The sequence below is a fragment of the Microbacterium sp. CFH 31415 genome, assembly GCF_022538185.1.
Lineage (GTDB): Bacteria > Actinomycetota > Actinomycetes > Actinomycetales > Microbacteriaceae > Microbacterium.
Window position 1 is genome coordinate 73,357 of the sequence record NZ_JAKYXC010000007.1, and the last position, 15,325, is coordinate 88,681.

General features: G+C 69.5%; 10 protein-coding genes. 3 read left to right on the forward strand and 7 right to left on the reverse strand.

Annotated elements, in window-relative coordinates:
* Positions 1-19: 19 nt before the first annotated feature.
* The 5 genes from MK786_RS09730 to MK786_RS09750 form a co-directional block, all read right to left on the reverse strand.
* Positions 20-1,411 carry an Ig-like domain-containing protein gene (locus tag MK786_RS09730; RefSeq protein WP_241112033.1) on the reverse strand — a complete coding sequence of 464 codons (1,392 nt, stop codon included), beginning with the start codon at positions 1,409-1,411 and terminating at the stop codon, positions 20-22.
* Positions 1,401-2,195, reverse strand: a complete 795-nt coding sequence (locus tag MK786_RS09735; RefSeq protein ID WP_241112034.1) for a TIGR03943 family protein — start codon at positions 2,193-2,195, stop codon at positions 1,401-1,403. Before MK786_RS09735 ends, MK786_RS09730 begins: the two co-directional genes overlap by 11 nt.
* A gap of 1 nt (position 2,196) precedes the next feature.
* The gene (locus tag MK786_RS09740; RefSeq protein ID WP_277397461.1) at positions 2,197-3,282 is read right to left on the reverse strand and encodes a permease; all 1,086 of its coding nucleotides are present in this window, start codon (positions 3,280-3,282) and stop codon (positions 2,197-2,199) included.
* Positions 3,283-3,360: 78 nt separating this feature from the next.
* A complete protein-coding gene (locus tag MK786_RS09745) occupies positions 3,361-7,575 on the reverse strand; it encodes a beta-L-arabinofuranosidase domain-containing protein (RefSeq protein ID WP_241112035.1) in 4,215 nt (1,404 codons plus the stop codon).
* Positions 7,576-7,785: 210 nt separating this feature from the next.
* Positions 7,786-9,324, reverse strand: a complete 1,539-nt coding sequence (locus tag MK786_RS09750; protein ID WP_241112036.1) for a serine/threonine-protein kinase — start codon at positions 9,322-9,324, stop codon at positions 7,786-7,788.
* A gap of 309 nt (positions 9,325-9,633) precedes the next feature.
* Between MK786_RS09750 and MK786_RS09755 the strand changes: the two genes are divergently transcribed.
* The 3 genes from MK786_RS09755 to MK786_RS09765 are packed head-to-tail and all read left to right on the forward strand — an operon-like array spanning position 9,634 to position 12,907.
* Positions 9,634-10,134 carry a hypothetical protein gene (locus MK786_RS09755; RefSeq protein ID WP_241112037.1) on the forward strand — a complete coding sequence of 167 codons (501 nt, stop codon included), beginning with the start codon at positions 9,634-9,636 and terminating at the stop codon, positions 10,132-10,134.
* Positions 10,135-10,192: 58 nt separating this feature from the next.
* A complete protein-coding gene (locus MK786_RS09760; RefSeq protein WP_241112038.1) occupies positions 10,193-12,058 on the forward strand; it encodes a lipase family protein in 1,866 nt (621 codons plus the stop codon).
* A 48-nt stretch (positions 12,059-12,106) separates the two neighbouring features.
* Positions 12,107-12,907 (forward strand): hypothetical protein, encoded by an 801-nt coding sequence (locus MK786_RS09765; protein WP_241112039.1) that lies wholly within the window; start codon positions 12,107-12,109, stop codon positions 12,905-12,907.
* On the opposite strand, the gene MK786_RS09770 is transcribed toward MK786_RS09765, so the two are convergent.
* A complete protein-coding gene (locus MK786_RS09770) occupies positions 12,818-13,825 on the reverse strand; it encodes an alpha/beta hydrolase (RefSeq protein WP_241112040.1) in 1,008 nt (335 codons plus the stop codon). The two genes, MK786_RS09765 and MK786_RS09770, sit on opposite strands and share 90 nt — an antisense overlap.
* Before the next feature lie 59 nt (positions 13,826-13,884).
* Positions 13,885-15,255, reverse strand: a complete 1,371-nt coding sequence (locus MK786_RS09775; RefSeq protein ID WP_241112041.1) for an FAD-dependent oxidoreductase — start codon at positions 15,253-15,255, stop codon at positions 13,885-13,887.
* Between the last annotated feature and the right edge of the window lie 70 nt (positions 15,256-15,325).

Consider the following 15,325-nt stretch of genomic DNA (forward strand, 5'->3'; position numbering starts at 1 on the left):
CGCGGGCCGGTGCCCTCACTCACGACGCTGGTGCGCGGCACCACGAGATCGCGAGACCGGGCATCACCTGCGTGTCGTCCGACTCGAGGGAGAAGACCCTCGTCTCGACGGTCTCGGGCATCGCGAGAATCGCGTCGTCGAGCGGGTTCGCGGCGATGTCCGGAGCGACGACGACACCCACCCAGCGTCCGCTCGGTGCGGCGCACACCTGCAGGATCGCGTCGGTCGTCGGCACCTCGACGATGACCCGACTGTCGGCGGAAGGCGCTCGCATCACGACCGTCTGACCCTCGAGCTCGCCGGAGTCGCTGAGATGCAGATAGGTGAGCAGCGTTCCGTTCCCCGTCACCTCCTCCGCGGCGAACGGCTGCCCGAACTCCGCGTCGGCCCCTGCGGCGGGAGTGCGTGAACCGTCCCGGAGGTCCACGATCTGCGGACCCTCCGCGGTTCGCACGTACGCCACGGGCTCGGTACGCGAGACGTCGTCGATGATCGAGGCCTTGCCGAGCGTGACGGGTTCGCCCTCCGCGACGGGGTCGGCCAGCAGCAGGTCGTCGCCGCGCGTCACGAGGAGAAGCGACGTCGTGCCCTGCACGAAGCGGAAGTCGTCGATGCGCGGGTCGGACGTGCCGAGATCGAGCTGCTCGGGCTTGGCATCGGGTGCGGAGATGCTGCCGAGGAAGACCACCGAGTCGCGAACCGGGATGCCCTCGACGGACGGGTCGGTCCAGGTGTAGGCGAAGCGGTCGCCGGAGTCCGAGAGCTGCAGGCGAGCAAGGCGACCGACGGCGGGAAGACGCACCTCGTCGACACGGCCGTCCTCTCGGACCACCACGAGTTCGGAATCACCCTGCTCGGTGCGCAGCGCGACGACCAATCCGCGGGGGGATGAGCGGAAGTCCTCGATCCGCGGGTGCTCGAACACCGTCTCCTCCGTGGCTCCGTCGAGAGTCGTGCGATAGATGCGGTCGCCGTCGGGCGAGCGCTCGAGGAGGAACGCCTCCGCGCGCGGCGTCTCCAGCGACGTGGAGAAGGTGGAGGATGGGCCGCCCGACCTGCCCACCACGTCGCTGATCGTGAGCGTGTAGCGGGTGCCGTCCTGCAGCGGCTGGGCAAGTCGCACGCCGACGTCGCGACCGGCGGTGTCGACCGTGAAGGGCACCTCCGGCTCGATCCGCACCTGCGCAGCGGACACCTCCGCCAGCGCCTGGTTCGCCGTGAAGATCACGCGTGAGCCGCTGACCGTCGTCGCCGCGGCCGGGTCGGACAGCACCGCCGAGATGCGGGGTCCGGCGGCGACGCTCGCACCGGCGGCAGCCGCAGACGCGACCAGGATTCCCGCCAGCACGGCTGCGTAGACGAGGAGGAACCGCTTCCCGCCGCCCGTGCCCGCGCGCTCGTCAGTACTCATACGGATCCTGCGGCTCCTCGATGGGCGTCAGCGTCGTCGGACGGATGGTCAGCTCTCCGCCCTCGAGGACCACGGTCCCCTCCACGCGCGCCCAGTCGCCGACCTCGATGCCGGCATCCCAGTCCGCGTCGCTGACCGGCACGGCGGCGGGCTGCGCGTCGATGACGCAGTGAGTGATCACCAGCCTGGTGAGCAGGAACTGCTCCGGGTCGTCGGGGTGCGGGGTGACGAACCCCTCGAGCTCCACGGCGTCGCCGGCGAAGTCCTCGGGCGAGGTGGCCGTGGCGAACACGGTCGACCAGTCGGGGATCCCGAACTCACGCGTGTCGCCGGAGCTCGCCAGTTCGACCGCGTCATCCCTGCCGAACAGCGCGGGGGCGTTGGTCGCTCGATCCATCGCAAGCGTGACCGAGAGCGTGGTGGGTGGGAGCAACCAGGCGGCGACCACCACCGTCGAGGCGATGGCACCACCCACGATCGATACGGCGCTCGCCCGGCCGACGGCGCCCTGGCTGTGGTCCCATCCGTGATCGTCGACCTGATCCCGACTGTGATCGTGATCGTGGTCGGTGGATGCCTCGCCAGGATGATCGTGCTCCCGCTCGATGCCGAGGGGAAGGGCGAGACCGACGACCCCCACTCCGATCGCGACAACCGCCATCGCGATCGCGAACCAGCTGCCTGCCGGGTTCAGGAAGAGTCCGAGCCGTCCGGTCAGCGCGAGCACCAGCGTCGCGATGCCGAGTACCGCGGCGAGGCCCGCACCCAGCCAGCGTTCCCACATGTCACGCAACGAGGTTCACCACCGCTCCGATGAACCATGCGCTGAGGATGACCACGGGCACCACCCCGGCGAGCAGGCGGGTCGTGAACGTCGTGCGCAGCAGCGCGAGCATCTTCACGTCGATGAGCGGACCGATCAGCAGGAAGGCGACGATCGAACCGGGCGTGAACGTGGAGGCGAACGACAGGGCGAAGAAGGCGTCGACGTTCGAGCAGATGGCCACGACGAGCGCCAGCAGGGTCATCGCGAGGATGGAGAGCACGGGGTCGCTGCCGATCGCGACGAGGACCTCGCGGGGCACGAGCACCTGGATCGCACCCGCGAGAGCCGACCCCAGGACGAGCGCCGGCATGACGGCGCGGAGCTCGACGAGGAGCTGCGCCGCCGTCCGCCGTCCTCGGCTCTCTGCTTCGAGAACAGAGGGGGCGTCGCAGGTGGCGGCGAACCGCGCGGTGAGGAGGGACGCGGGATCAGGATGCCGCGAATACAGCCACCCGATGAGGTTGGCGATCGCGTATCCGCCGAGCAGCCGCGCGAGGAGGATACCGTCGTTCAATCCGAAGGCCTGGTGCGTGGTGAGGATCACGATCGGGTTGACGATCGGCGCCGCCATGAGGAAGGTGAGCGTCTCCGGGACCGAGAAACCGCGCATCATCAGCCCGCGCGCGAACGGGACATTGCCGCACTCGCACACCGGCACCAGCATCCCGAGCAGCGAGAGCACCGCGCGGCGGGCCCAGGCGCGCCGCGGGAGCCAGCGTTCGATCGCCCCCGGCGGGACCCACACCTGGATGACGACGGCGAGCACCACCCCCAGCATCACGAACGGCATCGACTCGATCAGGACGCTCACCGCGAGGGTGAGCCCGTCCTGCAGTCGCTCCGGAAGAGCTGCGTCGGTCAAGGCCTGTGTCGCCAGCCCGATTCCCACCAGGACGATCGCAAGGACCGCACCCCACCACAGGCGTCGCCGGCGAAGGGGCGGCGCCTCCGGCGCTGATGCGGGGGCGGATGCCGCGACCGCGGTCGCGACACGTGTCCGTGCTGCGGGACTCAGCGTTCCCATCGGGCGACGGCGCTTGGCCATGGTGATGTCTCCGGGTCGAGTGGGTCGGCGAACGGCCGGATGCCGGCAGCGAGTTCGCTGCCGGCATCCGGACCGTCATCAGAGCGCGCCGGCGCCGCAGGCGGTCTGAGCGTACGGGACGTTCACCGTGGTGGTGACGTCCTCACCGCCGACGGTCGCGGTCGCCGTCACGACCGCCTCGCCCTGCGGCAGGACCGCAGCACGCGTGGTGAACGCGTGACTGCTGGTCTTGCCGGCCCCCAGGGAGGCGACGGTCTTGGTGCCGTACGTCGACTCGAGACGGACGCCGACAGGTACCTCGTCGCCGTTCGCGACGCTCACCGTGAGCACCGCCTTGCCCGCCACGCAGCGGGCCGTAGCGGTGCCCGTGACGGCGAGCTGCCGGTCCGCATCCTCGCGGATGACCAGGGTGTACGTCGTCGACGTCTCGTGATCCTGCGCGAACGAACGGATGGTGACCGTCTTCTCCTCCCCCGGCACCAGCGAGACCTGGCGAGGCTCGGTGTCGTCGATCAGGATGTCGCCCACCCGGACCAGGCCGCTGGGCACGTTCGGCGTCGCGGTGAACGACATCGAGGTGGCGCCCTGCGGGACCGTCACCGTGTAGTCGGTGGTCGATCCGGAGAACGTCGGCGAGAGGACGCCCCCGTCGACCGTGAGACCCGTGAGCGACGACTCCGCGCTGTAGGTCACCGGCCGCGAGGTCGCGACACCGAAGACGCCGCCCGCGAAGCCTCCCGTCGACTGGTAGCGCACCGTGACCACGGGGATCCGGTTGCCCTGCCCATCCAGCACCGGGTTGCCGGCGGCGTCCACCTTGTACCGCACATCCGGGCCGGTCAGGTACTGCGCCGGAATCGTGTCGACCACCTCGTAGAACACTCCGGAGCCGGCAGCGTTGGTGATCTGCTGCGTCTTGAAGAGGGTGTCATTGAGGTAGATCGCGAACGAACGCCCGCTGTCCCCCGAGAAGTACGTCGTCTCGAGTCGGTTGGTCGATGCGGCGGGGTCCACGGCCATGTCGTAGCTGAACCAGCCGTTGCTGTTCGCGTGACGATACTGCCGACCGTTGTGGACTCCGACGCTCGTCGTGCCGCCGGTCTTCAGGTTCTTCGCGGCCTCTCCGTTGTTGTTGTCGAACGTGGTGAGGACGTCGATGAACCGTGCGGCGTCACGCTGGCGCTTCTTCTCGTCGAGGATCGCCTGCTGTGCGGCCGGCGAGTCCGGGACCTCGAAGTTCATGTAGATGCCGTAACGCTGACCGTGCTGCGAGTAGTGCGGCGTGTAGATGAGGTCTCCCCCGTCGCGCGTGTTCTTCAGCACGAACTGCGCTTCGCCGTCCGCATTGTCCTCGATGCGCTCCACATTCTCCGCGATGTCGTCGTACCACTGCTGAGTGGTCTCCGTGGCCACCGTCACCGTCTGCTGAACGTCGGCCGAGGGTGCGAGGGCGATCCGCACGCTCACTCCGACCGATCCCCAGCCCGTCATGTTCTCGGTGCCCAGGCCGGCGCTGAGCACCGTCGGTCCGTACTTGAACGCGACGAAGTCGGCGTTGTCGGGGGTGTCGTACGCGACGACCTCCATCGGGGTGGTCAGCTCGATCACATCCCCCGCGGCGACGTCATCGAGGACGATGTACCCCTGGCGCACGTCCGGCGACACGACCGTGCCGTTCACCGTGAGGGTCGGCTCGCCGGCCACCCAGTCCGGGACGCGCAGACGGAGCGTGGCGCCTTCCGCGAGCTGAGATCCCGTCAGGGCGTCCACGGTGATGCGCACCGTGTCGTCGTTGGGGAAGTCGGCTTCCTGGGTGACGCGCATGTTGCTGTCGGCGTGGTCGTACTGGGAGCTGAAGTACAGGTTGACCCAGACGTTCTGATCACGGGAGAAGTACAGCGTGTCGGCGAGCTTGGAGAAGTTCTCCATCCCCGTGCCGATGCAGCACCAGAAGAGCTGCGACTCGGTCGGTGCCGGGCCGTAGACCTTGTAGTAGCCGGGCGCCATCGGGTTGAAGTACATGCTCATGCCGTTGTCGGGATTCTGCGAGGACACGATCGTGTTGATGAACGTGTTCTCGTAGTAGTGCATGTACTTGACGTCCTGCGTCACCTTGAACAGCTCGCGCGACAGCTTGAGCATGTTGTACTCGTTGCACGTCTCGGCCGTCTGCGGATTGCCCGTCGACCCCTGCTGTGTGGCGTAGCGCCACAGCGTGTCCGGAGCGCGGAAGTGCTCGGACTGGCTGTTGGCACCCGTCACGTAGGTGTGGTGATCGACCACCGTCTGCCAGAAGCTCTGCGCCGCGGTCAGGTACATCCCGAGGTTGTCCTTCTCGGCCTGCGTGAGCATCTCGTAGTATTCGGGGTTCTCGGTGAACACCGTGTAGCGCTTGAGCGCGCCGATGAACTTCGGGATGGTCGTGTTGGCGTGACGACCGGGAAGCACGTCGGTGCCGTTCGCGAGCGACTGGAAGAGCGACACCTCATCGAATCCCTGCGCGGCCGTCTTGAAGTGGGGGTTGCCCCCGGACACGTCGAACAGCTCGTACAGCGCCTCGTTCATGCCGCCGTACTCGGTGCCGAGAAGTGTGGCGGTGTTGCTGAGGGTGGAGACGCGCCCGAACATGTACTCGCCGAAGCCTTCAGCGACATCCAGCGCCAGCTCGCCCAGCTCACCCGGCACGTACTCGTACGCGTCGAGCAGCCCGGCGAGGATCTTGTGCAGGTTGTAATACGGCACGATGACCTGATCGTCGGACGTGCCTCGTCCCTCCACCGCGTCGAGCGCTGAATCGCGGAACGGAGCGAGGTAGCCCGCGCGCGACGTGCCGTCGTAGGTGTCCTGCACCGCGGCGAGACCGCGGATCGTGGCCTCGAGGTCGGCGAGGACCTCAGCCTTGACCGCAGGGTCATCGGAGTTGGCGTAGTTCATCGCCAGGGCCGACATGTAGTGACCGAAGGAGTGGCCGCGGAAGTTCCAGGTCACCGATCCGTTCTCCCACCCGGGGTAGCTCGTCGTGTTGACGGCGAAGCTGCCGGGCTTGTAGGAGTTCGCCGTCACGCGGAACCAGTGGAGGTACCGCTCGGGGTCGAGCGTGAGGAGGTAGTCGATCTCCTTGTCCTGCGCGTTCTTGAGGTAGTCGTCGAAGATGACGACGTCTTCGAGGCCGGTGTCCTGGACCGGTTCGACGACCGCCGGAACGTACACCTCGAAGGTCTTGGTGGTCGCGGGGCCGCCGAGGTAGCTGACGCGGGCGGTCAGCGTGACGGTGACGTCCTCTTCGCCGGCCTCAGGGCGCACGACGACTCCGGACGGAGCGATGACCTCGGGGTTCGTCGATGTCCAGCTGACGGTCGACCCGTTCGACGTCGTCGTGGGGAGCGTCAGGTTGACCGTCGCCGTCGTCGGCACCGTGATGCCTGCAGCCGCCGATGCGGCGAGAGCCGCACGGTCCACCGTGCCTCCGCCGTCCTCGTAGAGGGCGACGACGCCTGCGAGGTCGGCAACGCCCTGGAACACTCGGTAGTCGTCCAGCGCGCTGGTCAGGTATCCGCCGTTGTAGTTGGGGCCGTTGTACCCGATCGACTTCGGCAGCACGGGGCTCGCCTCGGCGATCGTGCCGGTCGCGGTGGCGCTGACAGGGGTCTGCACCGACGTCGTGACCTTGACGCCGTTGCGGTAGAGGTTGAACTGCTTCGACGTGCTGCTGTACGTGGCGGTGATATGCGTCCACTCGCCCACGGGGAAGAATCCGGCGCGATCGGTCGAGGTGGCCCGCACCTCGTGCGGCTGGCCTCCGCCCGGGCCGAAGGAGAACAGGAGGGGGTTCGTCGCGCTCACCGACGAGGCGTACCAGCCCGCGGTGTTGTATGCCCGCTTGTTCCAGGTGATGATCTGCTCACCCGAGCCCATGGCTGCCGTGGGCTTGAACCAGAACGACAAGGTCAGGTCGGAGGGGACGAGCTCGCTGCTCGTGCCCAGATCGAGGAAGGTGCTGCCGTTGAGCTTCAGGCCCTTCGTGCCGGCCTTGTTACCGGCGATGTACTCGTGGTTGAGGGTGGTCGACCCGTTGTGCCCCTTCAATGCGGTGGGGTGCGCGAGAGGGCTGGAGTCGACGACCGAGTCCTCGAAGGTCAGCTCCAGGACGGGATCACCCAGTCCGAAGTCGTCGACGGCATGTGCCGGCGACATGCCTCCCAAGACCAGGGCGCCCGCCGTCGCGGCGACGATCGCCGACAGGCCTGCCCTTCCCCACCGCCTCTGGCGTCTACGGCGTCGTGATAGCTCCATGCCAACCTCCTCATTGATGGGCGCGTCGACGTCGACTCGCCGCCCTCGGCATCGCCACCATACTGATAGCGCTAACAGTCGCGCAAGGATCAATTTGAAAACGCACCATGGGCGTCGGTTTATCGATCAACCACATCAGCCCCTCGAGGAGGGCTTATCCGTCGACCAGACGGCCGACTCGACAACGGCTCTGAGGCGCCGGGGCGCGCGTCAGTCGCGCTTGCCCTGGCCCTTCTCCTTGCCGGGCTGGGAGTTCGCGCCGGCGGCCTTCTCGGCTTCCTTCGCCGCCTTGCGCTCCTGCTTCGCGAGGTCGCGTGCCGCCTTCTCGGCGGTCTTCTCGGCTTCCTTCGCCGCCTTGCGCCCCTCCTTCGCGAGGTCCTTAGCCGCCTTGTCGGCGGCCGCACCGGCCTCGCCCTTCGGCGTCTCGACGACGTGGGACGCCGGCTCGATGGAGAGCCCGTCCTCGACCTGGCCCTCGGGGGCCGAAGGCGTAGCCTCGTCCGCCCCGCCGTCGAGCAGGGGCTCCGGGACGCTCGAGGAGGTGGCGTCGCGCAGCTCGCCGTAGGAGGTGGCTGGGGTGGCACCGGGCACGCCAACGCCCAGGACCAGGCCGAGCGCGACGGTGGCTGCGGCAACCGCTCCTCCCCCGGCTGCGACGATCCGGCGTCGGCGAGCGGCGAGCGCCCGTGCTCGCCTGCGCCGAGCGGGCCGCGCACGCAGGCTCGGGGTCGCCGGAGCGAACGCGCCCACGGCCACCTCGGTGACGGCCGATGGGACCGGGGTCGAAGCACGGGTGGGGGCCACCGGAACGGACGGAAGGGTGGGGGCAGGGGGAATCGACGGGAGGGCGCTGAGCACCGGCATCGCCGGCTGCGTGGCCTCGGGGTCGCCGATCGCGTCAGGGACGATCTCGATCGGCAGGGCGGCAGCGCGCTGCGCGACCTCCAGCGCGGCAGGCCGGTGCGCAGCATCCGTCGCCGTCATCTCGGTCAGCAGGCGCGCCCACTCGGGTCCTACCCACCCCGGCACCGGCGGGGGGTCGATGAGCCGCGCCATCACGGCGGCGATCCCCGACGACTGACCGTAGGCGCGTACGCCGGTCAGCGCCTCGAGCAGGACCAGCCCGAGCGCGTAGACGTCGGACGCCGGTCCTGCCTTTTCACCCCGCACCTGTTCCGGGGCGAGGTAGGCGGCGGTGCCGACGATGGTGCCGGCCGCGGTGATCCGCGTGCCGTCGACGAGTTGGGCGACACCGAAGTCGCCGAGCTTCACCTGCTCGCCGAGACCGGGCACCGGGTTCTCGGCGAGCAGGATGTTCGAAGGCTTGAGGTCGCGGTGCACCACACCCGCCCCGTGGACGACATGCAGCGCCGACGAGAGTTCGATGGCGAGATGCCGCACCCGCGCGGCGGGCAGCGGACCGCGACCGAGGGTGGCCGCAAGGGTCTCGCCGTCGACGAACTCCATCACGAGGTAGCTCGGCCCGTCGGACCGCACCCGGCCGTCGTAGAGCTTGACCAGCGACGGGTGGCTCAGCGACGCGAGCACCGTCATCTCGTTCTGCGCGCGCTCCGGGGTGCAGAGATCGTCGGAGCCCTCCCGCATGAGCTTGACGGCGACGGTGCGACCGAGCTGCTCGTCGACGGCGCGGTGAACCCGCGCCACGCTTCCTGAACCCACGCACTCTTCGAGCCGATACCGGCCATCCAGACGGCCGGTCACCGCGGCGCCCTGCTGCACGACTGCCACCGTTGCCTCCCCCGCGCCACCCATCCAGGTAGCGACCGTTCACACGGTATTCGGAGCGGGGTCGAGGCTGTCCCCTCTTGACAAATCGTCAGAAGTCCGCATGACGCGAACGGTGGCGCGCGCGGACCGTCCACTGCGCCATGGAGGGATGGACACGCCGGGTGTCAATACCGCGCGGGGCCCCGGCAGAGGGCGTAGTCTCGGCCGCGCCCCGAACGGAGTCGGGCGCGCGCCCCGAGCGGACTGGGGCGATGGTGAGCCGGGAAGCCTGGTCGGCACAGTGTGAACCGACGATTGCGAGGCCGATCCATGACCGAGACCGCCGACTACATCGTGCGGGGCGACCACCTTGCGGTCCTGAGCGCGCTCGCCGTGAGCCAGGCCAGTGGTCTGGAGTCGCCGAAGACCCTGGTGTGGGGCCTCGACCTCGCTTCGGCTCCGACCCGGCGAGCAGCGCACAAGCAGCTTCGGCTGGAATCACGCGGCATCGCGCGGGCATGCCAGGCTCAGGCGAGCCTCACCCACCTCTTCGTCGTGTACACCCACGGAGCCTCGCTCCCGGAGGGGAGCTGCCTGTCCGCCGCCGCTCAGACCGCGACCAGGCTCCACGCCGAACTCGAGCGCTCGCGCGGTCGCTTCATCGAAGTGATCCTCATCGACGCGACGGGGTGGGAGAACGGCGACGATCTGCGCGACCGGGTCGTGCAGTCAGCGTCCACCCCGGCAGGAGTCGCCGGCGACCTGGCTCTCGGATGGCACGACATCACCGACATGTCCATCCACCAAGCCGCCACCGCGAAGATCTGCTGACTGCGGCGACGGCCGCCGTCGGCGCAGCGCGCCCTCCCGGCGCGAATATCATGTGGCGATGGCGCGAAAGCCGTCCGTGAGACTTCTCCCGCGCAAGGGCGCACTGCCCATCCTCCTCGACCGTGCGCCCGTACCGGTCGCGATCATCGTGGGGTTCGGGCTGATCCTGCTGGGCGCTCTGATCGTCACGCGACCGCTCACCTCGATCGTCCTCCTCGGGATCTACGTGGGGTGCAGTGCGGTCGTCTCCGGACTGGCCGAGCTGCTGGGCCGGCGGGGCGAGCGCGCGTGGTGGCCGCGACTCGTCGCGAGCGCATGGCTCGTCGCGGGCGCGATCATCCTGCTGTTCCTCGAGCGAAGCCTGCAGCTTCTCCCTCCCGCGATGGCGCTGCTCCTGGTGCTGGGTGGGCTCGCCTCGCTCGGCGACGCGCTGTCTCCGGCGACCGTCAGCCAGCGCGTCCTGACCCTCGCGTGGGGTGTGAGTCAGATCGTCTTCGGGATCCTCGCGCTCGCGTGGCCGGACGTCACGGTCCTGGTGATCGCGGTGGTGTTCGGGATCCGGACCGTGCTGTACGGGGGCTCCCTCGCCGCCCGGGCGATTCGAGCGGAGAGCGCCCAGGGCACCGCATCGTCAAAGGCGGAGCCGTCACCGGCAACGACCACGGACCGTCTGCATCGATCGACCTTCTGGATCGCTGCCGGCCGGTATGCGCTCACCGCTGTCCTGCTCGCCGTCTGCGCAGCGGGTTGGGCGCTCAACAGCTGGCTCGCCGAGGGAGCGCCCGTCGCCGACGCGTTCTACGATCCACCCGCCACCGTTCCCGCGGAGCACGGTCGCCTGATCCGGGCGGACGATTTCACCGGCCAGAGCCCGCCTGATGCGGATGTGATGCGGATCCTCTACACGACCCGCGACGCGTTCGGCGCACCGGCAGTCGCCAGCGCCTTGGTCATCGCTCCCCGTGAAGACCAGGCCGGCGCTCGGCCCGTGGTCGCGTGGAATCACGGTACGACCGGTGTCGCCCGCGGCTGCGCACCGAGTCTGCGCGACGCCTCGGCGACTCACTGGGCGATTCCGGCGCTGAACGACGCGGTGGCCCGGGGATGGGTGGTCGTCGCCACGGACTACTCCGGCCAGGGGGCACCGGGGGTCTTCCCCTATCTGATCGGCGCCGGCGAGGCGCGCTCGTCACTCGACGCCGTCCTCGCCAGCCGCGAGCTCGAGGGTCTCGCCCTCCGTCCCGAGACCGTCGCGTGGGGGCACTCGCAAGGCGGTCACGCGGCGCTGTGGATGGCGCAGCTGGCGGAGCGGTACGCGCCCGAGATCGACTTCCGCGGCACGGCGGCGCTCGCGCCCGTCACGGCGCCGCTGGAGCTCGCCCAGGAGCTGTCGGTTCGCGATGCCGACCCGCTCCTGTCCGTCCTGGTGTCGTGGGTGCTCGTGCCCTACGCCGACACGTACCCCGAGATCGACCTGAGGAACTATGTCGCGCCGGGATCGCGGACGATCGTCCGGGAGATGACGCAGCGATGCCCCAGCGAGCCCGGCGTCATCGTGTCGGTCCTGACGTCGCTCGGGGTCTCGGAGGACCGACCCCTCTACGTGGGCGACCTCACTGCCGGTCCGCTCGGCGAGCGACTCGCGCAGAACGCGGTCGCCGGTCCGTTCACGACGCCCGTGCTCGTCGCCTGGGGCGATGCCGATGAGGTCATACCCCCGCGCCTTCAGCAGCGGTTCGTCGACCGGCTCTGCGAGCAGGGCGACCGTGTGCGATGGGCCGTCTATGGCGGCTATGACCATTTGCGACCGCTGCTGCCCGGATCGCGCTTCCTGCCCCTGCTCGTGAACTGGACCGAGTCTCAGCTTCTGGGTCGCGACGCGCCGACGGACGACTGCGCGCGCTACGGGCCCGGATCGCCCTGACCGGCGGCCGGGCCTGGTACGCCGACGACGCCGGGTGGACAATGAGCCATGGCCGTCGACACGCCCGTCGACCCTGCAGCCGACGACGCCTCGCCGGCGGCGGACACTGCAGAGTCCGACGCCGCCCTGGGGCGGCGCGCGCAGATCCTCGCGACCGAGCACTGGGGACTGCTCGCCGCCCGCGGCACCGCGCAGAGCGAGGTGCTCACCCGCATCACCATCTTCCTCACGCTCGTGTCGGCCGGACTGGTCACCATCGGTCTGCTCGGACAGGCGACCGGCTTCGAGGACTGGTTCGCCGGCGCCGCGCTCTCGATCCTCGGGTTCCTGGCGCTCATCGGGTTCATGACGCAGACCCGGGTCTTCAACGTCGCCGAAGAGGACATGATGTACGTCGTGGCGATGAACCGCCTGCGCGGTGCCTACGTCGACCTCGATCCCCGGGTGCAGCGCTACTTCCTCGCCGCGATCGCCGACGACGAGCGCGGACTCGAGCTGACCTACTCGTTCCTTCGCCGGCGGAGCGTGTCGCACCTGTTCGGCAGCTCCGCGATGCTCATCACCGTCGTGAATGCGTGCGTCTCCGGTCTGCTCGCCGGGTCGACTCTGGTGGCTGCGGGGCAGGCGATCGGATGGGCGATCGCCACCGGGGTCCTCGTCGCACTGGTGCTCATCGCGTGCTTCATGACCTACGGGTACTGGACCTACCGCACCGCGTGGCGCAACCACCGGCCGCTGCGGACGACCCCGCTCTCGCAGTCAGACAAGGGGACGGATGCCGCGTCCGACGGCGTCGACGGCCCACCGCCGCAGGACCCGGTACGCCTCCGCACGCGCCGCCGGTCCTGAGAGGAACACGTCGTGGACGGCGTCCTGGATCCGCCCGATCGTGACGAGCCGCCCGATCCGCGTCGCGCTCTTGGCGATGTCGTCCACCACGAGCACCGAGTCCGACGTCGTCATCGTCTCGTTCCACGCGAGCGGCGGCGTCGATCGGGATGACAGGAGGACGAGCGCCGGGCACCCGACGTCGACGCCTGCCGCGACCCGCCGGTGCCCGTCCAGGATCGCCGCCAGCCACGCCGGCCGTGTGGGGAAGCCCCGTTCGGGCCGCCAGTCGGGATGGTCGACGGCGAGCGGCAGGACGCCGAGCTCGGTCAGCGCTCGCGTGTAGAAGCCGAGGTCGACCGCGGGCTGGTTGCCCCGCGGATCGAACCGCGCCCGCGCGTTCACGAGCGGCGCGATCGCCTGCCGGCCCACCGCCCCGAACTGGAATTCGAGCCAGGGGCTGTTCAGAACCACCGCACTCGCCCGGCCGGGATGCCGGGCCGCCCAGAGCGTGAGCGTGAGACCGCCCGTCGAGTGGCCGACGAGTACGAGCCGGCGGCGGGGCGCGGCATCCGTCCCCTGTCCCATCACCGTGAGCGCCGCCTCGATGTCGACGTCGTAGTCGTCGAGCGCGTCGATGTAGCCGGGTGAGTTCCCGGCACGGAGGCTGCGGCCGTAGCGGCGAAGATCGAGGGCGTGGAAGCGCGCCCCGAGCCCGGTCCAGAAGCGCGCGAGCTCGGCCTGGAAGAAGAAGTCCGACCAGCCGTGCACGTACAGCACGTCGACGTCGCGGAGCGGCTGCAGCACGGCGACGACCGGATTCGGCAGGAGGCGCACGAGGCTCGCCGCGAGCGGTCCGTCTTCCTCGTCGAGGCCGAGATCGAGCGTCAACTGCTCGAACGGCTTCCCGAGCACGTCGGTCTGCCACTGGCCCGCCATGACGCGAGCCTATCCAGCCGCGCGCCGGCTCGCGGAACGCGCGACGACCCGGGCGGCGGTCAGTCGCGCGAGATCGTCACCATCTCGTCGCGTGGGACGACCTTGATTCGGGCGCGACCGTGCGGGGCGCCGAGCGCGACTTCGTGGGAGTCGAGGCGGTGCCACCCGTCGAGGTCGGTCCAGATCACGCCACGCGACGCGAGCAGCGCGGGGATCGCGTCTTCCGACGGATCGGCCGGCTGCCACCACGACCCCTGGTCGTTGATGAGGTGGCGGATCGTCTCCATCGCATCGGACTTCGTGTGACCGATGAGGCCGACCGGGCCGCGCTTGATCCAGCCGGTCGCGTAGACGCCGGGCACGCGCTCGTTCGACTCGCGCCGCAGCACCTGTCCCTCGTGGTTCGGGATCACGCCGTGGCGCTTGTCGAACGGCACGCCGGGCAGCGGCGAGCCGAAGTAGCCGACGGCGCGATAGATCGCCTGGATCTCCACCTCGCGGATCTCGCCGGTGCCGACCACGCCGCCCTCGCCGTCGGGACGCGTGCGCTCGTACCGGAACGCGCTGACGCGGCCCTCGGCATCCTTCACGACCTCCAGGGGCTTCGCGTAGAAGTGCAGATGCAGGCGGCGGGATGCCTCTCCCCCGGCGTTGTTCGCCGCAGGGCGCTGGCGCCACGACTGCAGCACGCGATCGATGACCATGACCTGCTTGTTGCTGGCGATCGCCGTCCTCGACGCCTCGTCGTAGTCGAAGTCCTCGTCGTAGACGACCATGTCGACGTCGCGCAGCTCACCGAGCTCGCGCAGCTCGAGCGGCGTGAACTTCACCTGCGCGGGACCGCGGCGGCCGAAGATGTGCACGTCGGTGACGGGGCTCGCCGCGAGGCCGGCGTGGACGTTGTCGGGGATCTCGGTCGGCAGCAGGTCTTCGGCGTGCTTGGCCAGCATGCGCGCGATGTCGAGTGCCACGTTGCCGTTGCCGATCACGGCGACCGATTCGGCGTCGAGCGGCCAGTCGCGCGGCACGTCGGGATGGCCGTCGAACCAGCTCACGAAGTCGGCGGCGCCGTACGACCCCACGGCGTCGATGCCGGGGATGTCGAGATCGGTGTCTCGCACGGCGCCCGTGGCGAAGATCACGGCGTTGTAGTGGTGCTTGAGGTCTTCGAGGGTGATGTCCTCGCCGAAGCGCACGTTGCCGAAGAGGCGGATGTCACCGCGGTCGAGCACCTCGCGGAGGGCCGTGATGATGCCCTTGATGCGCGGGTGGTCGGGGGCCACGCCGTAGCGCACCAGGCCGTACGGGGCGGGGAGCTGCTCGAAGAGGTCGATCGAGACGTCGAACTTGCGCTCGGCCTTCAGCAGGATGTCGGCCGCGTAGATGCCGGCCGGGCCCGCGCCGACGATCGCCAGTCGGAGCTTCGTCATGGTGGTCCTTTCGTGTCTCGAGTCGCGGCGCCGCCGCTGCTCGACAAGACAGGTGAGGTGGGCTGCCGGG